Annotated in this window: 20 protein-coding genes, 2 pseudogenes and 1 riboswitch; of the genes and pseudogenes, 9 read left to right on the forward strand and 13 right to left on the reverse strand. The window is 71.2% G+C overall.

Translation table 11 applies throughout. From position 1 onward, the window contains the following. Nucleotides 1-29: 29 nt before the first annotated feature. Both def and M2271_RS15490 read right to left on the reverse strand, forming a co-directional pair. Nucleotides 30-578: a peptide deformylase gene (gene def / locus M2271_RS15485; RefSeq protein ID WP_280887778.1), complete on the reverse strand. Its 549-nt coding sequence runs from the start codon at nucleotides 576-578 to the stop codon at nucleotides 30-32. Between the two features lie 438 nt (nucleotides 579-1,016). Next, nucleotides 1,017-1,193, reverse strand: a pseudogene (locus M2271_RS15490) (glycerol-3-phosphate acyltransferase); the annotation flags it as partial. A 282-nt stretch (nucleotides 1,194-1,475) separates the two neighbouring features. On the opposite strand from M2271_RS15490, the gene M2271_RS15495 reads away from it, so the two are divergent. The 4 genes from M2271_RS15495 (at nucleotide 1,476) to M2271_RS15510 (ending at nucleotide 5,160) form a co-directional block, all read left to right on the forward strand. Beyond that, nucleotides 1,476-1,667, forward strand: a complete 192-nt coding sequence (locus tag M2271_RS15495) for a hypothetical protein (RefSeq protein ID WP_280887927.1) — start codon at nucleotides 1,476-1,478, stop codon at nucleotides 1,665-1,667. Between the two features lie 49 nt (nucleotides 1,668-1,716). Continuing rightward, complete coding sequence (locus M2271_RS15500; RefSeq protein ID WP_280887779.1) at nucleotides 1,717-2,517, forward strand: SURF1 family protein; 801 nt, start codon at nucleotides 1,717-1,719, stop codon at nucleotides 2,515-2,517. A gap of 94 nt (nucleotides 2,518-2,611) precedes the next feature. After that, nucleotides 2,612-4,399: a glycoside hydrolase family 15 protein gene (locus M2271_RS15505; protein WP_280887780.1), complete on the forward strand. Its 1,788-nt coding sequence runs from the start codon at nucleotides 2,612-2,614 to the stop codon at nucleotides 4,397-4,399. A gap of 5 nt (nucleotides 4,400-4,404) precedes the next feature. Further along, nucleotides 4,405-5,160, forward strand: coding sequence for an SDR family oxidoreductase (locus tag M2271_RS15510; protein WP_280887781.1), 756 nt, complete (start codon nucleotides 4,405-4,407; stop codon nucleotides 5,158-5,160). Between the two features lie 103 nt (nucleotides 5,161-5,263). Here the strand turns inward: M2271_RS15510 and amaP are convergent, their stop codons facing one another. From amaP to M2271_RS15535, 5 genes are read right to left on the reverse strand one after another with little or no spacing between them, the layout of a single operon-like run. Next, entirely contained in the window at nucleotides 5,264-5,842 is a 579-nt protein-coding gene (amaP, locus tag M2271_RS15515) for an alkaline shock response membrane anchor protein AmaP (protein ID WP_280887782.1), read from the reverse strand. Between the two features lie 5 nt (nucleotides 5,843-5,847). Continuing rightward, nucleotides 5,848-6,513: a DUF6286 domain-containing protein gene (locus M2271_RS15520; RefSeq protein ID WP_280887783.1), complete on the reverse strand. Its 666-nt coding sequence runs from the start codon at nucleotides 6,511-6,513 to the stop codon at nucleotides 5,848-5,850. After that, the gene (locus M2271_RS15525; protein ID WP_280887784.1) at nucleotides 6,513-6,968 is read right to left on the reverse strand and encodes a hypothetical protein; all 456 of its coding nucleotides are present in this window, start codon (nucleotides 6,966-6,968) and stop codon (nucleotides 6,513-6,515) included. Before M2271_RS15525 ends, M2271_RS15520 begins: the two co-directional genes overlap by 1 nt. A 5-nt stretch (nucleotides 6,969-6,973) precedes the next feature. After that, a complete protein-coding gene (locus tag M2271_RS15530) occupies nucleotides 6,974-7,168 on the reverse strand; it encodes a hypothetical protein (RefSeq protein ID WP_280887785.1) in 195 nt (64 codons plus the stop codon). 33 nt (nucleotides 7,169-7,201) lie between these two features. After that, nucleotides 7,202-7,687: an Asp23/Gls24 family envelope stress response protein gene (locus tag M2271_RS15535; RefSeq protein ID WP_280887786.1), complete on the reverse strand. Its 486-nt coding sequence runs from the start codon at nucleotides 7,685-7,687 to the stop codon at nucleotides 7,202-7,204. A gap of 86 nt (nucleotides 7,688-7,773) precedes the next feature. Here M2271_RS15535 and M2271_RS15540 point away from each other — a divergent pair, with 86 nt between their 5' ends. Continuing rightward, complete coding sequence (locus M2271_RS15540) at nucleotides 7,774-8,493, forward strand: nucleopolyhedrovirus P10 family protein (RefSeq protein ID WP_280887787.1); 720 nt, start codon at nucleotides 7,774-7,776, stop codon at nucleotides 8,491-8,493. Nucleotides 8,494-8,665: 172 nt separating this feature from the next. Here the strand turns inward: M2271_RS15540 and M2271_RS15545 are convergent, their stop codons facing one another. The 3 genes from M2271_RS15545 to M2271_RS15555 all read right to left on the reverse strand — a co-directional run bounded on the left by M2271_RS15545 (nucleotide 8,666) and on the right by M2271_RS15555 (nucleotide 11,783). After that, on the reverse strand, nucleotides 8,666-9,484 hold the full coding sequence (locus M2271_RS15545) for an enoyl-CoA hydratase/isomerase family protein (protein ID WP_280887788.1): 819 nt from the start codon (nucleotides 9,482-9,484) through the stop codon (nucleotides 8,666-8,668). A 117-nt stretch (nucleotides 9,485-9,601) separates the two neighbouring features. After that, entirely contained in the window at nucleotides 9,602-9,823 is a 222-nt protein-coding gene (locus M2271_RS15550; RefSeq protein WP_280887789.1) for a helix-turn-helix domain-containing protein, read from the reverse strand. 361 nt (nucleotides 9,824-10,184) lie between these two features. Beyond that, entirely contained in the window at nucleotides 10,185-11,783 is a 1,599-nt protein-coding gene (locus tag M2271_RS15555) for an ABC-F family ATP-binding cassette domain-containing protein (RefSeq protein WP_280887790.1), read from the reverse strand. A 225-nt stretch (nucleotides 11,784-12,008) separates the two neighbouring features. Here M2271_RS15555 and M2271_RS15560 point away from each other — a divergent pair, with 225 nt between their 5' ends. After that, on the forward strand, nucleotides 12,009-12,440 hold the full coding sequence (locus M2271_RS15560; protein WP_280887791.1) for a VOC family protein: 432 nt from the start codon (nucleotides 12,009-12,011) through the stop codon (nucleotides 12,438-12,440). A 12-nt stretch (nucleotides 12,441-12,452) separates the two neighbouring features. Here M2271_RS15560 and M2271_RS15565 read toward each other — a convergent pair whose 3' ends face one another. The 3 genes from M2271_RS15565 to M2271_RS15575 form a co-directional block, all read right to left on the reverse strand. Next, nucleotides 12,453-13,859 (reverse strand): hypothetical protein, encoded by a 1,407-nt coding sequence (locus M2271_RS15565; protein WP_280887792.1) that lies wholly within the window; start codon nucleotides 13,857-13,859, stop codon nucleotides 12,453-12,455. A 398-nt stretch (nucleotides 13,860-14,257) separates the two neighbouring features. Then, nucleotides 14,258-15,391: an alpha/beta fold hydrolase gene (locus M2271_RS15570; RefSeq protein ID WP_280887793.1), complete on the reverse strand. Its 1,134-nt coding sequence runs from the start codon at nucleotides 15,389-15,391 to the stop codon at nucleotides 14,258-14,260. 239 nt (nucleotides 15,392-15,630) lie between these two features. After that, nucleotides 15,631-16,371 carry a class II aldolase/adducin family protein gene (locus M2271_RS15575; protein WP_280887794.1) on the reverse strand — a complete coding sequence of 247 codons (741 nt, stop codon included), beginning with the start codon at nucleotides 16,369-16,371 and terminating at the stop codon, nucleotides 15,631-15,633. A 41-nt stretch (nucleotides 16,372-16,412) separates the two neighbouring features. Between M2271_RS15575 and M2271_RS15580 the strand changes: the two are divergent. The 3 genes and pseudogenes from M2271_RS15580 to M2271_RS15590 form a co-directional block, all read left to right on the forward strand. Next, a pseudogene (locus tag M2271_RS15580) lies at nucleotides 16,413-16,607 on the forward strand (GH25 family lysozyme); the annotation flags it as partial. 199 nt (nucleotides 16,608-16,806) lie between these two features. Beyond that, nucleotides 16,807-18,114: an inorganic phosphate transporter gene (locus M2271_RS15585; RefSeq protein ID WP_280887795.1), complete on the forward strand. Its 1,308-nt coding sequence runs from the start codon at nucleotides 16,807-16,809 to the stop codon at nucleotides 18,112-18,114. Between the two features lie 50 nt (nucleotides 18,115-18,164). Continuing rightward, nucleotides 18,165-18,386 carry a hypothetical protein gene (locus M2271_RS15590; protein ID WP_280887796.1) on the forward strand — a complete coding sequence of 74 codons (222 nt, stop codon included), beginning with the start codon at nucleotides 18,165-18,167 and terminating at the stop codon, nucleotides 18,384-18,386. A gap of 143 nt (nucleotides 18,387-18,529) precedes the next feature. Next, nucleotides 18,530-18,664: riboswitch (cobalamin riboswitch) on the forward strand. The last annotated feature ends 45 nt before the right edge of the window (nucleotides 18,665-18,709 follow it).

An 18,709-nucleotide genomic window follows, 5' to 3' on the forward strand; every position in this document is an offset into this window, starting at 1 on the left:
GGGACGCTTTCCGCACAGTCGGCCGCACTCTACTGGTGCGGTGAGTTTTTGATCTTTGTCATGAGACTCTCGTCGAACCAGTCGGCCGCGCGCAGCGTGGCAATCCACCGCTCCTGTTGCTCAGGGGTCAGCCTGTCGATGAACAGCACACCGTCCAGGTGATCGGTCTCGTGCTGGATGCAGCGGGCCTGGATCCCGTCCCCGACGACCTGGACCGGGTCGCCCTTCATGGTGAAGCCTTTCGCCACGACGTTCATCCGACGCTTGGTGTCAAGGAAGACTCCAGGTATGGACAGGCATCCCTCCATACCGTCCTGTTCCTCCTTGTCCGGGAAGTCCAAGACGGGATTGACCAGATGGTCCAGATCGCCGCGACCGTCGAACAGCTTGGGGCTCCAGACGAACACCCGGAGCCCGACACCGAGCTGGGGCGCGGCAAGCCCGGCCCCTCTGCTGTCGCTCAGCGTCTCGCGCAGATCGCCGACTAAGGTGCGCAGCTCAGCATCGAAGTCGGTCACCGGCTTGGCAGGCTCCCGCAGAACCGGGTCACCGAGTTTCCTGATCGAGACAACCGTCATGCGAACCTCTTCTTATCGAACGGACACCATCCGTGTCCGACCACTGTCACTGGCCTCACAACAGGCATGCCAGACTCGCCGTTCCCCACCCCTGCGGAGGCAGGCTTCCATGCCGGCCCACTCAATCCGCAGCCACGCAAGGACAATCCTTTCATGCTCGACGTCTTGTCCGAGCTGGTTGATCACATGGCGTGGCTCGGCTGCGCCGACCTGCACCACCGTGGCGGGCAGGCCGAGGGCAGGCTTGATCGCCGCAGGATTCGGATCGACCTCGGAGGAGGCCGATGTCGAGGTCGATCCTAGGGGTCCTGGAGCTCACCATCGCTGCTTGTTGGTTCGCAGCACTGCTCAAACCAACGAAGTGAAGAACAACGTGCCTGTCGTGCCTCAAACTGTTGCAAGCACCTGACCAGCTACAGCCACTGGTGAACCGCAGATAAGCTCGCAGCCGATCACGACGGTGCTGGTGCAGGGCCGGAAGTAGGAGGTGTGGCACGCCTGCTGGAAGCGGCGGGCGGCGTACTCGTCGGGGCAGGCGACGGTGGCCGCGGCGGGTTGACCGTCCATGATCTCGCGCGCCAGGTTCGGGCCCGACAGCACCGCGACCCGGTCCGCGCTCAACTCATCCGTCCGCATCACACCAAGCGGCAATTTCAGTCCCACGAACGGAGCAACGAGCCAACCGCCGTCACGTCACGTGAACCACCGGCTGTAGTACTAGCCCTCACTGGGCAGGACGGTTTGGCCGCATCAGGTCAGTCTTCGTCGCCTCCCGCAGTCGTAAGGATGTGGTGGATGTCGTCTAGGGCGTCCTCCGACAGCATCGGCGCTCGTGACAGCCAGTACTCAAGCCACTCACCGTTCGTCATAACCGCTGCTCACTCGCCTCTCTTTGAGATATCAGTTTCTTCAAAGAGGAGAGTCCATGTCTTCGACTGCTTCTCCTGCGCGATCCACCGCATGGCACCCATCTGCGAGCACTGCCGGGTGCAGATCATCGGCCAGGGCGTCGAGGTCGAGGGCCACTGGTACTGCGGCGCCCACGATGCCCGCGCGGAGGGAAGGGCGGGCATCGTCGACAAGGTCTGAACCGGGCCCCACCTCCGTGGACCCCGCGACCGAGTTGTACGGTCGTGGGGTGTACCGCTTCCTTCTGTCCCGGCAGTGGGTGATCCTCACGCTGGTCGCCCTCCTTCTCATCCCCACGATGATCAGGCTGGGCTTCTGGCAGATGCACCGCTACGAGGAGCGCAGCGCCCGCAACCAGCTGGTCGCCGACGCGCTGTCCGCGACGCCGGTCCCCGTGGAGACGCTGACCTCCCCCGGACACACGGTCACCACGAACGAGCGGTACCACACCGTGACCGCGAAGGGCCGCTTCGACACCGACGACGAGGTCGTCGTCCGCCGCCGCACCAACTCCGACAACGCGGTCGGCTACCACGTGCTGACCCCGTTCGTCCTGGAGGACGGCAAGGTCCTGCTCGTCAACCGGGGCTGGATCCCCGCGAACGGCCCGAGCCAGACCGCGTTCCCCGAGATCCCCGCGCCGCCGCGCGGCGAGATCACCGTCACCGGGCGGCTGATGCCCGACGAGACGACCGCGGCGAGCGGCATCAAGAACATCAAGGGACTGCCGGACCGGCAGGTCATGCTGATCAACAGTGCGCATGAGGCCCGGCGTCTCGGTGCCGAGGTGCTCGGCGGCTACATCGGGCAGACGTCACCCGAGCCGAAGGGCGACACCCCGGAGCTGGTGGGCAGGCCCGGCAACGAAGACGCCGCGCTGAACTACGCGTACGCCATCCAGTGGTGGCTGTTCTCCGCCGGGGTACCGGTCGGCTGGGTGGTCCTGGTCCGGCGCGAGCTGCGCGACCGCCGGGAGGCGCAGGCCGAGCAGGCCACGGCCACGGAGGAAACGGAACCCGCGGCCGTGTAGGCAGCGCGCTTCACCCGCCCGGCCCGCCCGGCGCGCTTCACCCGCCCGGCCCCACCCCGGATTGCCGCACCGGGCGTCCGGGAACCCGCACTGCGTGCACCCCCGTATCGAGGACTACGCCCTCATCGGCGACGAACAGACCGCCGCCCTGGTGGGCCGGGACGGCTCCGTCGACTGGCTCTGCCTGCCACGCTTCGACTCGCCCGCGTGTTTCGCCAAGCTCCTCGGCGACCAGGAGAACGGCCACTGGCGGATCGCTCCCAAGGGCGCCGAGGGCCCCTGCACCCGGCGGGCCTACCGCCCCGGCACCCTCGTCCTCGACACCGAGTGGGAGACCGCCGAGGGCAGCGTGCGGGTCACCGACCTGATGCCGCAGCGCGACCTCGCCCCTGACCTGGTCCGTGTCGTGGAGGGCCTCGGCGGCCGGGTCACCGTGCGCAGCACCCTGCGGTTGCGCTTCGACTACGGCGCGGTCATGCCGTGGATGCGCCGGTCCGACGGGCATCGGGTGGCCGTCGCGGGACCCGACTCGACGTGGCTGCGCAGCGAGCCCGCGGTACCCACCTGGGGCGAGGGCTTCGGCACCCACTCGCAGTTCACCGTCGCCGCGGGCGAGAAGGTCGCCTTCGTGCTCACCTGGCACCCCTCGCACCAGCCGCGCCCGCCGCTCGTCGACCCGTACGAGGCACTGGAGACCAGCGTCGCGGACTGGAGGGCGTGGGCGTCCCGCTGTCGCTACGACGGCCCCCACCGGGACGCGGTCGTGCGCTCCCTGATCACCCTCAAGGCCCTCACCTACGCGCCGACCGGCGGCATCGTGGCCGCCGCGACCACCTCGCTGCCCGAGGAGCCGGGCGGGGTACGCAACTGGGACTACCGCTACTGCTGGCTGCGCGACTCCACCCTCACCCTGGGAGCCCTGGTGTCCTGCGGCTACCAGGAGGAGGCCGAGGCCTGGCGGAACTGGCTGCTGCGCGCGGTCGCCGGCGACCCGGCCGACCTGCAGATCATGTACGGGCTCGCGGGAGAGCGCCGGCTGCCCGAGTTCGAGGTGCCGTGGCTGTCCGGATTCGCCGAATCCACTCCCGTACGCGTCGGCAACGAAGCCGTGAACCAGCTCCAGCTGGACGTGTACGGCGAGGTCATGGACTCGCTGTCGCTGGCGCGGGAGGCGGGCCTGTCCACCACGGGGGACATGTGGGCGTTGCAGTGCGCCCTGATGACGTTCCTGGCGTCGGCCTGGCGGCAGCCCGACGAGGGACTGTGGGAGATGCGCGGGGGCCGCCGCCACTTCGTCCACTCGAAGGTCATGGTGTGGGTGGCCGCCGACCGTGCCGTACGCGCGCTGGAGGAGAATCCGAAGCTGCGCGGTGACCTGGCCGGCTGGTGCGCGATGCGCGACGAGGTGCACCGGGAGGTGTGCGAGAAGGGCTACGACGCCGAGCGGAACACCTTCACGCAGTACTACGGCTCACGCGAGCTGGACGCTTCGCTGCTGCTCATCCCCCGCGTCGGCTTCCTCCCGCCCGACGACCCGCGCGTGATCGGCACCATCGACGCGATCCGCGACGAGCTGGGCCACGGCGGCTTCGTGCGCCGCTACAGCGCCGAGGAGAGCAACGTCGACGGGCTGCCGGGCAGTGAGGGCACCTTCCTCGCGTGTTCGTTCTGGCTGGCGGACGCGCTGCACATGTCGGGCCGCACGAAGGAGGCACGGGAGCTGTTCGACCGGCTGGTCGGGCTCGGCAACGACGTGGGAATGCTGTCCGAGGAGTACGACCCCGTGGCGGGCGTCCAGCTCGGCAACGTCCCGCAGGCGTTCAGCCACATCGGCCTGGTGAACACCGCCCTCACCCTGTTCGGGGGCGACGGGGCAGGATAGGGGCCATGGATCTTGGACTGAAGGACCGGGTGTACGTCGTCACCGGGGCCACGCGTGGCCTCGGCAACGCCGCGGCGCGTGAGCTCGCCGCCGACGGCGCGAAGGTGGTCGTCACGGGGCGGGACGAGAAGAGCGTCGCCGACGCGGCGGCCGAGCTGGGGCCGAACGCGGTGGGAGTGGCCGCGGACAATGCCGACCCGGAGTCGGCGGCTCGGCTGATCAACGCCGCGCGGGAGCACTTCGGCGGCTTCGACGGCGTCCTGATCAGCGTCGGGGGCCCCGCGCCGGGCTTCGTCGCCGACAACACGGACGAGCAGTGGCAGGCGGCGTTCGAGTCGGTGTTCCTGGGTGCGGTGCGGCTCGCGCGGGCGGCGGCGGGCGAACTGGAGGCCGGGGGTGTCATCGGGTTCGTGTTGTCCGGGTCGGTGCACGAGCCGATTCCCGGGTTGACGATCTCGAACGGGCTGCGCCCGGGACTGGCCGGGTTCGCCAAGTCGTTGGCGGACGAGTTGGGGCCTCGGGGGATCCGGGTGGTCGGGTTGCTGCCGGCGCGGATCGACACGGACCGGGTGCGGGAGCTGGACGGGTTGTCCGCGGACCCGGAAGCCACTCGGGCGGCCAACGAGGCACGGATCCCGCTGCGGCGGTACGGGCGGCCCGACGAGTTCGGGCGGACGGCCGCGTTCCTGTTGTCGCCGGCGGCTTCTTACCTGTCCGGGGTCATGTTGCCTGTCGACGGGGGGATACGGCACGGGTTCTGACGTCGGGTCCTGACGTCGGGTCCTGACGTCGGGTCCTGACGTCAGGCAGCATTCGGATACGGACATCGGTTCGAGACGGGGATCCAAAGGTGGGGATCAGACGTCAATTGACCCTTTCCGCACTGTGCTTGGCGCCTGTCAGCCTGACCTCTGCCGGGAGTGACGCCAGTCCCGCCGAATCGCGGGCGTGGGTCAGGGCTCCGGCCGTGAAGTCGCTCAGGGCCGTCCCGGGATCCACATGCGGCTCCAGTTGAAGGCGCACGCGGGTCTCGGGGGCCGTCGGACGGCCGGTGAGGTGGGCCTGGGCGTGGGACACGCCGTCCAGGTCGGCCGACTGGCCGGCCAGGACGCCCTCCAGGGCGCGGCCTCGCAGCAGGGCGCCCTCGCCGTCGCCGGTGTCGACCAGGACCTCGGTCAGGTGGTGTCGGCGCAGTACCGCGGTCAGCCACCACAGGGCGAGGAGGACGAGAACGGCGAGGACGGCGATGACGGTCGGCCACCACCAGTCGGCGTCCCGCCAGCGCGTGCGCTCGGCGTCGCTGAGCAGCACGTCGTGCCGGCCGTCGTGGATCCACCAGGAGGGGGCCGGGGCGCCCAGACCCACGGCGAGGACGGAGCCGCCGAGGAGCAGCAGGACGAGGCCGACGACTCCGAGCAGTACACGGTTGACGGTCCTGAGCACCGTCCTCACCTCTTCCGTCCGGGCCGTGCCACGCGCACCGACAGCGCGGGCCGGCGGGACAGGCCCAGCGCTCGGATCGCTTCGGCGAGTGTGGTCTCCACGTCGGCCTTCACGTCGTCCAGTTCGCGGAAGTGGGAGAGCGCGCGGACGTCGGCGCGGGCGCGGCCCACCCGTACCCGTGCCGACTGCACGCCCGCGACCTCCATGGCCCGGTCGCGCAGTACGGTGGCCGCCGCGGCCCGGTGGAGTCCGGCCCGCACGTCGGGTTGGGGGCGCCGCATCGGCAGCACGGCCCGCAGGCCCGGGGTGACGGCCAGGACGATCAGCCACAGGCCGAGGGCCGCGGCGACGCCCGCACCGACGAGCACCCAGATGTCGTCCAGGGGCCGCTCGGCGAGTTGCCGGGCCAGCTCCCGGCGCCAGGACAGGGCGTCCCGGTGGGCCCGGACGGCGGCGACGTCGTACAGGAACGCGGCCGCGACGACCAGGAGCAGCAGCGCCACGATCCCCGCGGGGACACGGCGCGCCGACCAGAAGCGGCGGTCGCCGCCCGCGTCGCCCGCCTCGCCGTCGAGCACAGGTGGAGCCTCGTTCTCCCCGCCTGTGTCGGCCGCCTTCTCGAGGACCGGCAGTCGCTGTGTGGTGCCCTGTGAGCCCTGGGGCTCGCTCATCACGTCCTCCCCTGTGCCACGCCGTGCGCCGTTGCCGGATGCAGCCGTTCCACGTGTACGGCGACCTCCGGCACCTCCATGTCCACCAACGCGCCTACCCGCTCCATGACGTGCCGACGCACCCGTCCGCATCGGGCGCCGATGTCGGTGGGGTAGCCGAGTTCGAGGTGCACGCGGATGCGGACGGTTCCGTGGTGGACGGCGACCGTGGCGTGCGGGGACGCGGCGGCCTCGGGCAGCTCACCGAGGGCCTCGCGCGCCACCCGGGCGGCGATCTTCGCGACGACCCGGTCGGCGATCCGCGTGGCGCCGCGCTCGCCCGGCGGGACGACGGCCCGGGATCCGCGCGACCCGCCGGCCGAGCCGGGCCCGGCGCTCGCGGCCCCGCTGCGGCCGGCCCCGCTCCCGACGGCCTGGTTGCCGCCGGCCTCACTGCTCACGGTCTCACTGCTCACGGACGTCATCGCCGCCGGTCACGTCGGTCGTCACGGGTACGGAAGAAGTCGCCGAGCTCCAGGTCACCCTCCAGCAACCGGCCGACGCCGAATCCGACGGCGCCCAGGGCGGCGACCAGCAGGAAGGCACCGAAGCCGCCGAAGTACCCGGCGAAGGCCAGCGCCATGCCGGCGATCAGGCCGACCACGGCCATGCTCATGGTGTCTCCGTTCGATTGTCGGTCCTCGGTGGGTCACTGGAGCCGGGATTCCTGTTCCTCGTCCTCTTCCTCAGGCAGATGCACATCGCTCACCGCGATGTTGACCTCGACGACTTCGAGTCCCGTCATCCGCTCCACCGCCGCGATGACGTTCTCCCGCACGGCCTGGGCCACATCGGCGATCGCCACGCCGTAGTCGACGACGATCTCCAGGTCGAGGGCGGTCTGCGACTCGCCGACCTCGACCTTGACCCCGCGCGTCACCGACTTCGCCCCGCCCGGGACCCGGTCCCGAACCGCCCCGAAGGTGCGGCTCAGCCCGCTGCCCATCGTGTGCACGCCGACGACGTCGCGGGCGGCCATCCCGGCGATCTTCTCCACGACCCCGTCGGCAATGGTCGTCCGGCCCCTGCTGGCCGGGGCTCCTCCGCCGCGTTTGACGGTCTTGCGCGTCTGGGTCGGCGGCTCGAACTCTCCCTCGGAGTTCTGCGTACGATTCCGCTCTGCCATGTCGCTCATCGCCATACGTCCTTCCGCTCGTCCCCTACGAACCACGGTAAGTGGGGTTGCGCGATCGCGCGCCAGGGATGCGGCAGGCTGGAGTAATGACGGCGGAACGGTGGACGCGAACGGTGCGGGAGCAGCTACGGCTCGGCAGGCTCCTGCCCCTGGGGGGCGCGCGCGACGGCGCGTGGATCTCGGAGGAGGCGGTCGGCATGATGCTGCGGCGCACCGCCGAGGGCATGCGGGACGTGCGGCTGGGCCGGGTGCGGATAGAGCTGGCCGATCCGCAGGACGCGCAGGAGTCCGCCGTACCGGCGCCGCCGAGCGCGCTGCCGCCCGGACCGCTGCTGATGACGGCGGAGTGCGCGGTCACGGCGTCCGAGCCGCTGCCGACGACGGCGGAGCGGCTGCGCACGGTACTGGTGGCCGCGGCGGAAGGCCTCGGCCTGGTGGTGGCGGAGGTGGATCTGCGGGTGACGGACCTGCTGGACGGCGACGAGGCGGAGCCGGAGACTCTTCCGGGACGACCGCCGGAGCCGGCCCCCGCCGGGCTGAGCGGGGACGCCGACTCTGACCTCGCGGCCGCGGCGGCCCTCACCGTCGCGGGCGTGGCTCACCTGACCGGCACGCTGGGGCGGTCGGCGCACGTCGAGCAACGGCAGCAGCAGGGCGCCGCCCTGCCCCGCCGTCACGTCCGCCTGGAACTGGCCGTGAGCGCGGACCACCGGGCACTGGACGTGGCCCGGGAGGTCCGCTTGAGGGTGGGACAGGCGCTGCCGGATCACCCGACAGTGGCGGTGCTGGTGACTGCGGTTCGGTGATCCGGGGGTCCGGTGCATCCTGATCCGGCGGTCCGGTGATCCGGTGGTGGTGGTCCGGCGGTCCGGTGCACCCAGTGGTCCGGCGGTCTAGTGCATCCGGGTGATCCAGTGCGCATCCGGGTGATCCAGTAAAACCGGGTGATCCAGTAAAACCGGGTGCTCCAGTGCCGGCCTACTCGCCGACGCCTGCCAGGTCCCGCAGTCGTCGGGCCTGGGCGGCGCGTTCCGCGGTGCGCTGCGCCTCGTAGTCGTTGTCCTGCGCGCTGCGCAACAGGGCCTTCGTCTCGATCAGCGCGTCCCGGGGCGCGGCGAGGAGCGCCGAGGTGAGGTCCCGTACCGCGCCCTCGAGCTGGTCCGTGGGCACCGCGACGTTCGCCAGGCCGGTGCTCACGGCCTCTTCGGCGTGCACGAACCGCCCGGTCGCGCAGATCTCCAGCGCGCGGGCGTATCCGACCAGGCCCACCAGCGGATGCGTGCCGGTCAGGTCCGGTACGAGTCCGAGGCTGGTCTCGCGCATGGCGAACTGCACATCGTCCGTGACGACGCGCAGGTCACAGGCGAGCGCGAGCTGGAAGCCCGCCCCGATGGCATGCCCCTGCACCGCGGCGATGGACACGATGTCGCTCCGTCGCCACCAGGTGAAACCCTCCTGGTACTCGGCGATGGCCGCGTCCAGCTCGGCGTCTGTGCCTTGTGCGAGGTCGATGAATGACGGTTCGCCGTCGAAGCCCTCGGGGGTGAACGCCTGCCGGTCGAGTCCGGCGGAGAAGGACTTGCCCTCGGCACGCAGCACCACGACTCGGACCGACCCCGGCAGGAGCCGCCCGGCTTCGGCCAACGCCCGCCACAGCGCGGGGTTCTGGGCGTTGCGCTTGGCCGGGTTGGTCAGGGTCACCGTGGCGATCGCGTCGTCGACGGTGAGCCGTACGCCGTCCTTGTCGAGTGCGGGAGCTTCGGGAACTACGTCCTGGTCGGGCGAAGCAGAAGCCATGGGGCGCCTCCGGTGAGTGCGGTCAACAGAGCGATGCTAAGTGACTGCACAGTAACCACCCGGCCGGTCGACTGACCGACCGGGTGGCCACCATCGAAGCCGATGGGCCGCCCGGGTTCAGGACGAAGCGGCCTTCTTGCCCCGCGTCGCCCCGCCACGCCCACGGAGCGTGACACCCGATTCGCTGAGCATCCGGTGCACGAAGCCATACGAGCGGCCGGTTTCCTCGGCCAGTGCTCGGATGCTCGCACCGGAGTCGTACTTCTTCTTCAGGTCTGCCGCGAGCTTGTCGCGCGCGACGCCGGTCACCCGGCTGCCCTTCTTCAGAGTCTCGGCCACCCGGTCCTCCTCATGGGAAGTGCGCTCTGGTCTCCTCATGATCACCCCTCCGGGCCTTCATGGCCACCCATTCGGCAAGGTCCGTGGGACAAGGTTTTGACGACAGGAGGGTGTCCCCACAAGCGGAAGCCGTGATTCCACACGAACTCGTTCGTACCGCCGAACGGGTATTTTCACGAAGTTCCAGGTCAGGGACGTGCGACGGCCGAGCCCCTGTCGATAAAGGGCTCGGCCGCGAAATTGATGTAGGACACACCTCGGTACGAGGAGATCTCACACAGATGGTGGATCACGGATCGGCCGAATGATCCATACGAGTGGATCACCCCTTCGATCAAGCGGTGCTGACCGCTCCGAGCGCTCAGGCCAGGGCCACGAGGTCCGCGTAGTCGGCGCCCCACAGGTCCTCGACGCCGTCGGGCAGCAGGATGATCCGCTCCGGCTGGAGCGCCTCGACGGCGCCCTCGTCGTGGGTGACGAGCACGACCGCGCCCTTGTAGGTGCGCAGCGCGCCGAGGATCTCCTCGCGGCTGGCCGGGTCGAGGTTGTTCGTCGGCTCGTCGAGGAGCAGGACGTTCGCCGACGACACCACGAGGGTCGCCAGCGCCAGACGGGTCTTCTCGCCGCCGGAGAGGACCCCGGCCGGCTTGTCGACGTCGTCGCCGGAGAACAGGAACGAGCCGAGCGTCTTGCGGACCTCGACGAGGTCCAGGTCGGGGGCGGCGGAGCGCATGTTCTCCAGGACCGTGCGCTCCGGGTCCAGGGTCTCGTGCTCCTGCGCGTAATAACCGAGCTTGAGGCCGTGGCCCTCGATGACCTGGCCGGTGTCGGGCTTCTCGGCGCCGCCGAGAAGCCGGAGCAGGGTCGTCTTGCCTGCGCCGTTCAGGCCCAGGATGACGACGCGGGAGCCCTTGTCGATGGCCAGGTCGACGTCGGTGAAGATCTCCAGGGAGCCGTACGACTTGGACAGTCCCTCGGCCATCAGCGGGGTCTTGCCGCACGGGGACGGCTCCGGGAAGCGCAGCTTGGCGACCTTGTCGGACTTCCGCTCGGCCTCGAGACCGGCCAGCAGCTTGTCGGCGCGGCGGGCCATGTTCTGCGCGGCGACGGTCTTGGTGGCCTTGGCGCGCATCTTGTCGGCCTGCGAATGGAGGGCGGAAGCCTTCTTCTCGGCGTTCTGCCGCTCGCGCTTGCGGCGCTTCTCGTCCGCCTCGCGCTGCTGCTGGTAGAGCCGCCAGCCCATGTTGTAGACGTCGATCTGGGCGCGGTTGGCGTCCAGGTAGAAGACCTTGTTGACGACCGTCTCGACCAGGTCGACGTCGTGGGAGATCACGATGAAGCCGCCGCGGTAGGTCTTGAGGTAGTCGCGCAGCCAGACGATGGAGTCGGCGTCGAGGTGGTTGGTCGGCTCGTCGAGGAGCAGGGTGTCCGCGTCGGAGAACAGGATGCGCGCCAGCTCGACGCGGCGGCGCTGACCGCCGGAGAGCGTGTGCAGGGGCTGGCCGAGCACGCGGTCGGGGAGGTTGAGCGCGGCGGCGATGGTGGCGGCCTCGGCCTCGGCGGAATAGCCGCCCTTGGTGAGGAACTCCGTCTCCTGGCGCTCGTACTGCCTGAGCGCCTTCTCACGGGTGGCGCCGCTGCCGTTGGCGATGCGCTGCTCGTTCTCCCGCATCTTGCGGATCAGGGCGTCCAGGCCGCGCGCGGAGAGGATGCGGTCGCTGGCGAGGACGTCGAGGTCGCCGGTGCGGGGGTCCTGCGGGAGGTAGCCGACCTCGCCTGAGCGGGTGACAGTGCCGCCGGCAGGGACGCCCTGGCCGGCGAGGACCTTGGTGAGAGTGGTCTTCCCTGCGCCGTTGCGGCCGACCAGGCCGATGCGGTCGCCCTTGGCGACACGGAAGGTGGCGGACTCGATGAGGATTCGGGCGCCGGCGCGCAGCTCAACAGCGGAGGCGGAGATCACGGACAGACTCCAGGGCGGGGGTTGTGTGGCGGGATGGGCGGCTGAGGACGTTCCCGCCGTCTAATGCGCGAGGAGAATGGCCATGGGACCAGTCTAACGGGGCCGTGCAACCACTTTTTCTGTGTCCGGGTGTTCGGGCGGCGGGCCCGGGCCGTTGTCAGTGGTCACTGCGAGACTGGACGACGGATGGGATCTGCGGCAGTCGATCACAAGGGAGTGATCCTCATGACAGGCACGAACGGCGGGCGTCCGAGCATCTATCCGACCCTGCTCTACGCGGACGCGAAGGCCGCGATCCGGCAGCTGACGGAGGCCTTCGGCTTCACGGAGCTGTCGGTGTACGAGAGTGACGAGAACGACGAGAACGGTGGCGGCATCGTGATGCACGCCGAGCTGGTGCAGGGTAACGGCGCGGTCATGGTCGGCTCCAAGGGCCGCGGTGGCGTCTTCGACGCGGCGATGAAGGACGCGGGCACCACGGGGGTGTATGTCGTGGTCGACGACGTCGACGCGCATCACCGGCGTGCCGTGGAGCACGGCGCGGAGATCCTGATGCCCCCGACGGACCAGGACTACGGCTCACGGGACTACATGGCCCGGGACGTCGAGGGCAATGTGTGGAGCTTCGGCACCTACGCCCCCGAGACAGGGGGCTGACAGCCGGGCGGTTCAGCTCCCCCCGGTGTGCACCTGGAAGGCTGCCCGGCGCACGGCTTTCGCCAGGGCCGGGTCGGGGTGCGCGGCGGCGAGTGCGACCAGGACCTGCACGGTGCGGGGGTGACCGACGGCCTGTACCTCGTCGAGCAGCGCGGGGACGGTCGGCTGCAGTGCGGACTCCAGGTGCCGGACCAGCATCGGGGCCTCGCCGTGGTCGGCGACGGCGGCGGCGGTGTCGACCCACAGCCAGGTGGCCTCGTGCCGGGTCAGGACCTCGTGGGCGTCCTCCGGGTCGATCCCGTCGTGCTCGGCGAGCCACAGCAGGGCGTACGGCCGCAGGGCGGGCTCGTCGGCCACGGAACGGACGTCGGGCTCGGCGGGGGCGCCGACGACGCGCAGCGCCTCGAAGGCGAGGCCGCGCAGCAGGGCGTCCTCGCCGCGGGCGGCGCCGAGGAGCTCGGTGACAGCGTTGCCGACGGGGCGGGCGGCGAGCCAGGCGCGGTACTCGGCGCGGGCCGCGTTGGGGCGCAGCTGGGCGCAGCCGCGGAGCATGTTCTCGGCTGACTGCTCGATGTTCCCGGCGGGGCTCTGGGCGGCGACACAGATCTGCTCCAGCTTGACCCAGACCGCCCAGCTGCCGAGCGGGGTCAGCGTGGCCTGTCCGTCCCCGTAGGTGAGCGCGCCGACGGAGGCGAGGGCACGCAGGGCCCATTCGAGGAGGGGGGCGAGGGGAGTGAGGGGGGCGTCGGCGGTCCGCTGCTCGGTGGGGTCGGGCTGTGGGCCGTAAGGGATCTCACAGCGTTCGGTACGCAGCTCGGTGACGCGCTGTTCCAGAAGGTCGAGGAGTTGCGCCACGGGGACGGGGCCGGCGGACAGCTGGAGGAAGGAGAGCACCTGGGGCATGGCGGAGACGACCTCGGCGACCGGGGCCGGCTCCTGGCCGGAGGGCTCCGGACAGGCGAGCGACCAGGCGTCGAAGAGGGCGACCCAGCCGCGCAGTACGGCACTGTCGTCGCGGTTCCAGGCCCGTAGCCGCCAGCCGGGGCGGGCACTGTCGCCGTGCACCTCGATGAGTCCGGCGAGTCGGGCGGTGTCCCAGTCGGCGCGCACCTGGGACGGGGTCAGGCCCAGGTCGACGGCTGCCTGTTCGGCGGTCTCGTCGGAGAGGGTGCCCTTGCCTGAGGGGCTCGCGCCGTCCGGGCCGGGGCCGAGAGCGGCGTCGGCCCAGCGGGCGACGCGGGCGGCGGCGGCGAGACCTGAGCGCGCCATTCTGGCCAGTTCCGCCGGGGCCGGTGTGCCCTCCGGAGGACGGGGCGCGGGGCGGCTCGGGCGCCGCTGGTTCACAGCTCGGGGGGCGGCGGCCAGGGGTCGCGGGCGGACGAGTCGAAGCCTGGAGTCGCGCGGGATACGGGACGTCACGGGTGCAGTCTTCCGGTTGACGGTCCGAAAACCCAAACGGAATGTCACCGCGGGCGACGGGGATGGCCAACGCCGGGCCCTCACAGGGGCACGGATGCCGCGATCAGGCCGGCGGCACGACGTTAAACGGAACCTGTGGGACCGGGTGCGAAGGGACGGTGACGGTGACGGCGAAGGGGGTACGGGGCCGGTGGGCAAGCGGGGAGGGTCCGCCGCTGAAGGGGCGGCGCGGAGGGGGGCGGCGCTGAACGGGCGGCGCGGGGGCGGCGCGGGGGCGGCGCTGAACGGGCGGCGCGGAGGGGGGGCGGCGCTGGAGCGGGGTCGTGGCATGGTGCGGCAGGGCGGGAATCCTCGGGCGGGTGTCGGCGGGGGCTCACATGGCGGGTGTCGGGAGCGGCTTACATCAGGGGTGTCAGGAAGCGGCGCAGGGCCTCTTCGTAGGCCTCCGGGTCGGCGTTCCACATGGCCGCGTGGGGGGCGTGGCGGACCGTGTGGAGGGAGACGCGGTCGGGGTGGGCGGCGGCGAGACGGCGGGAGTGGTCCCAGGGGGCCACACGGTCGTCCGGGCCGTGGAAGACCAGGGTCGGGGCCAGGGGACGGCCGGGGGCGGCGCCGTCGGTGTCGGCGGGGCGGGCGCGCGACATCCCGGTACGGCCCTGCGCGGCGCGCACGGCGAGCGGCAGCAGGGCGCCCGGGGTGCGGCGGGCCGCGGCGAGGGCCTGCAGTGTCGTCTCCCAGCTGAGCACCGGGGAGTCCAGCACGAGCCCCGCGATCCGGTCGCGCAGTCCCGAGCGGGCGGCGGCGCGCAGCGCCATGGTCGCGCCGGTGGACCAGCCGTGCAGGACGACCCGACGGGCACCTTCGGCGACGGCGTACCGGATGGCCGCGTCGAGGTCGTGCCACTCGGTCTCGCCGAGATGGTTCAGCCCGTCCGGCGAGCGGGGCGCGCCGAGGTCGCCGCGGTAGGCGAGGGCGAGCACCGGGAAACGGTGGCGGTGCAGGAACTCCATGAGGTTCATGGGGTGTTCGCGGGTGCTGCCCAGGCCGTGCACCGCGATCACCCAGGTGTCCCGTATCCCGGGCACGAACCACGCGGGGAGGGCGCCGAGTTCGCCGGGGACGTCGACATCGGCGTGGTCCAGACCGAGGGCGGTGCCCGGGTCGCCGACGTACAGGTTCGGGGTGAGCCAGACCCTGTCGCCGGGCTTGAGGGTTCCGTGCGTGACCCGTTCCAGGCGGCGTACGACGGTGTCCGCGGAGTGGGAGTCCGTGCCGAGGACGGGGCCGACGACCGCGTGCGAGCCGTCGCCGCCGAGGCCGTAGGTGCCGGGGCGCAGGGCGGCCAGGTCGCGGGTGACGGAGATGCGGCCCGCGGCCGTGGCGTGCACGGTGAGCCGGGGTTCGGTGGGCAGAGGGCGTCCCGGCGGCGCCTTGAGCGCGGCGTCGCTGGCGAGGCGGCCGACGGCGACGCTCGCCGCGCCGGCGGCCAGGACTGCGGTGACGGCAGCGGCCGTCGCTGTGACAGTGCGCACGGGTCAAGTGTCCAGGCCGACCCGGCGCTGGGCCAGCGGTAGGACTGCTCGGGGTGAAGGTTGGTGGCGGACGGGGGGGTGTTCTCACCGTCGGCGCACGCTGCGGCACCGGGCGAGTTCGAGCCGCACCCCCGCGGCCTCCACCCCAGCACCCCAGCACCCCAGCACCCCAGCACCCCAGCACCTCCTGCCCCCGCGACCTCCACCCGAGCACCCCAGCACCCCGTGCCCCGTTGCCCTCACCCCCGCTGCCCGTACCCCCGCATCCGCTCCTCCGCCTCCGCCAGCTGTGCCCCGGTCAGGAGCGTCGGTGACAGTCCCGGTACCAGGGACGCCGTCAGCCAGAGGCGGCACATCCATTCCAGCTGGGCCGTGCGGTCGTAGGCCTGGTCGAGGGTCGTGCCGTAGGTGAGGGTCCCGTGGTTCTGGAGGAGACAGCCGGAGCGGTCGGCGAGGGCGTGGAGCATGTTCTCGGCCAACCGGTCCGTGCCGTACGTGGCATATGGGGCAACCCGGACGGGACCGCCGAGCGCGCCGGCCATGTAGTGGATCGCGGGGAGTTCGAGGACGAGCGTGGAGACGGCGGTGGCGTGCACGGCGTGGGTGTGGACGACGGCGCCGGCGCCGGTCGTGCGGTAGACGGCGAGATGCATGGGCAGTTCGCTGGTCGGGACCAGCGTGCCGAGGACCTGCCGGCCGTCGAGGTCGACGCCGGTGACGTCCGCCGGGGTGAGCCGGTCGTAGGGCACGCCCGACGGCGTGACCAGCACGGTGTCCTCGACGCGCACGGAGACGTTGCCGGAGGTTCCGACGACCAGTCCGTCGGACACCGTGCGGCGGGCTGTCGCGACGAGCGCCTCCCAGGCATGCGCCTCCTCGGGGCGCACGCTCCTCCCCTGCGGCTCCCGCACATCGTCCGCGCCCTCTCGCGCGCCTCGTACGCCCCGTAGATCCCGTAGATCCCGCTGTTCCTCAGCCATACGGCGATCCTGCCAGGCCCCGCGTCAACTCGCCGCCGGGCGGAGGCAGTCCCGCCTTCGCCTCCAACCACGCGCTGTGGGTGGCCCGTTACCGCACGGCGGACGCGGGGGCACTGCCCGCCGGGTGGTCGGCCCGGACGATCTGGCAGTACGACGACGGCGGCAGGCTGCCGGGTGATCAGAATCTCTTCAGCGGGCCTCTGAGCGGGCTGAGGAAGTTCGCCAGAGGGGCGTAGCCAAGGCGCCCAGCCAAGGGGCGCCCCCGTCGTACAGGTTCGCTGAGGCCCGGCGGAGTTCGCCGCGAAATACGAGGTGACGGGCGACGGTGCGGAATCGTCACCACCGGACACCATGAAGCCTGCTTCAGTTCACCTTCCGTTCATCCAGGTTACCTACGTTCGTCCTGCCAGAGACCTCGAACGATTGCCTGGGTAAATGGAAAACTTCTCGCTGATCCTCGCGATTGTGGTAATAACCGCACTTGCGTTTGATTTCACGAACGGTTTCCACGACACCGCCAACGCGATGGCCACCACCATCTCGACCGGTGCGCTCAAGCCCAAGGTCGCGGTGGCCATGTCCGCCGTGCTGAACCTTGTGGGTGCCTTCCTCTCCGTGGAGGTCGCCAACACGATCTCCAAGGGGCTCGTCGACGAGAGCGGCATACGTCCCGAGGTCATCTTCGCCGCCCTGGTCGGCGCGATCCTCTGGAACCTGCTGACCTGGTTGGTGGGCCTTCCCTCCAGCTCCTCGCACGCCCTGATGGGCGGTCTGATCGGCGCCACCATCGCCTCGGCCGGTATGGGCGCGGTCCACGGTGACGTGCTGGTCACCAAGGTCCTGCTCCCCGCCATCGCGGCCCCGATCGTCGCGGGCGTCGCCGCGATGCTCGCCACGCGCCTGTCCTACACGCTCGGCAGGAAGGCCGACGGCAAGGCCGCCGAGAAGGGCTATCGCGTCGGGCAGATCGCCTCCGCCGGCCTGGTCTCCCTGGCCCACGGCACCAACGACGCGCAGAAGACGATGGGCATCATCACCCTGGCGCTGGTCGCCGGCGGTGTGGTCGCCCCCGACTCCGACCCGCCCACCTGGGTCATCCTCTCCGCGGGCCTCGCCATCGCGCTCGGCACCTATCTCGGCGGCTGGCGCATCATCCGCACCATGGGCAAGGGTCTGACCGACCTTCAGCCGCAGCAGGGCTTCGCCGCCCAGACCAGCGCGGCCACGGTCATCCTGGCCTCCTCCCACCTCGGCTTCTCCCTCTCCACCACGCACTCCGTCTCCGGTTCGGTGATGGGCGCGGGCCTCGGCCGCAAGGGCGGGGTGGTGCGGTGGTCGACGGCGACCCGGATGTTCGTGGCCTGGGGTCTGACCTTGCCGGCCGCGGCCCTGGTCGGCGCGCTCGCCGAGTACGTGACCGGGCTCGGGACCTTCGGCACCGCCCTGGTCGCCGTCTTCCTGATCGCCTCCAGCGCGACCATCTGGAAGGTCTCCCGCCGTGAGGTCGTGGACGCGACCAACGTCAACGAGGCCCAGGAGCCGGCCGGCGTGGTGACCGCCGCGATCGCCGCGGTGACCCCGCCCCCGGCGGGCGCCGTCGCCGAGGACCTGACGGCCACCATCCCGGCGCCCGCCGGAGCCGTCACCACCACCGACCCCGCGGCCCCGCCCGCCGCGTCGGCCGCACAGCCCGCGCAGACCGCGCAGACCGCGCAGACCGCGCAGACCGCGACCACTGTCTGAGCCCCGCCCCCAGGCACCCAGCCACCCACCGGTACGAAGGAAGTAGCAGCATGAAGATCGACTGGGCGGCACTCGGCTCCGTCTTCGGGGTCAGCCTCGTGGTCACCGTGGCCCTCGTGGCCCTGTTCACCCTCGGCATCATGGGCCTGTCCCGCCACGAGCGGGCCGCGGCGCAGGGCGGCTCCGCCACCCTCGCGGTCTCCGGCGCCTACGCGTGCTTCGCCGCGTGCACGGCGGCGGTGGCGTACGGGATCTCACTGATCGTCGCCTGACCTGCGGGCACCCGGACGGCAGACGGGGGGTGCGGGACGGATCACCGTCCCGCACCCCCCGTCACGGTGTGACCGCTGTGACCATGTGTGGGCCTCAGCACACTCTCCCGTCGCAGGTCAACGGCAAGTTGACGGCCCTTCCAACCCCGTGGTGGACTGCCGGGGCCATGTACGGCGGCAGAAGAGGAAGCCGGTGCGATTCCGGCGCGGTCCCGCCACTGTCACCGGGGTAGAAAGCCCCGGGAGCCAGGAACTCTCCCCGCCGGTCTCGTCGAACCAGGGCGTGGACACCCTGAGTGAGGACATATCGCCATGCTCGGCTG

This window comes from Streptomyces sp. LBL (assembly GCF_029893585.1).
Classification (GTDB): Bacteria; Actinomycetota; Actinomycetes; order Streptomycetales; family Streptomycetaceae; genus Streptomyces.

Coding starts and splice junctions, on each gene's coding strand:
- def (WP_280887778.1), bottom strand. CDS start 578: ATGACGGTTGTCTCGATCAGGAAACTCGGTGACCCGGTTCTGCGGGAG.
- M2271_RS15510 (WP_280887781.1), top strand. CDS start 4,405: ATGGATCTTGGACTGAAGGACCGGGTGTACGTCGTCACCGGGGCCACG.
- M2271_RS15520 (WP_280887783.1), bottom strand. CDS start 6,513: ATGAGCGAGCCCCAGGGCTCACAGGGCACCACACAGCGACTGCCGGTC.
- M2271_RS15530 (WP_280887785.1), bottom strand. CDS start 7,168: ATGAGCATGGCCGTGGTCGGCCTGATCGCCGGCATGGCGCTGGCCTTC.
- M2271_RS15535 (WP_280887786.1), bottom strand. CDS start 7,687: ATGAGCGACATGGCAGAGCGGAATCGTACGCAGAACTCCGAGGGAGAG.
- M2271_RS15540 (WP_280887787.1), top strand. CDS start 7,774: ATGACGGCGGAACGGTGGACGCGAACGGTGCGGGAGCAGCTACGGCTC.
- M2271_RS15545 (WP_280887788.1), bottom strand. CDS start 9,484: ATGGCTTCTGCTTCGCCCGACCAGGACGTAGTTCCCGAAGCTCCCGCA.
- M2271_RS15560 (WP_280887791.1), top strand. CDS start 12,009: ATGACAGGCACGAACGGCGGGCGTCCGAGCATCTATCCGACCCTGCTC.
- M2271_RS15575 (WP_280887794.1), bottom strand. CDS start 16,371: ATGGCTGAGGAACAGCGGGATCTACGGGATCTACGGGGCGTACGAGGC.
- M2271_RS15585 (WP_280887795.1), top strand. CDS start 16,807: ATGGAAAACTTCTCGCTGATCCTCGCGATTGTGGTAATAACCGCACTT.
- M2271_RS15590 (WP_280887796.1), top strand. CDS start 18,165: ATGAAGATCGACTGGGCGGCACTCGGCTCCGTCTTCGGGGTCAGCCTC.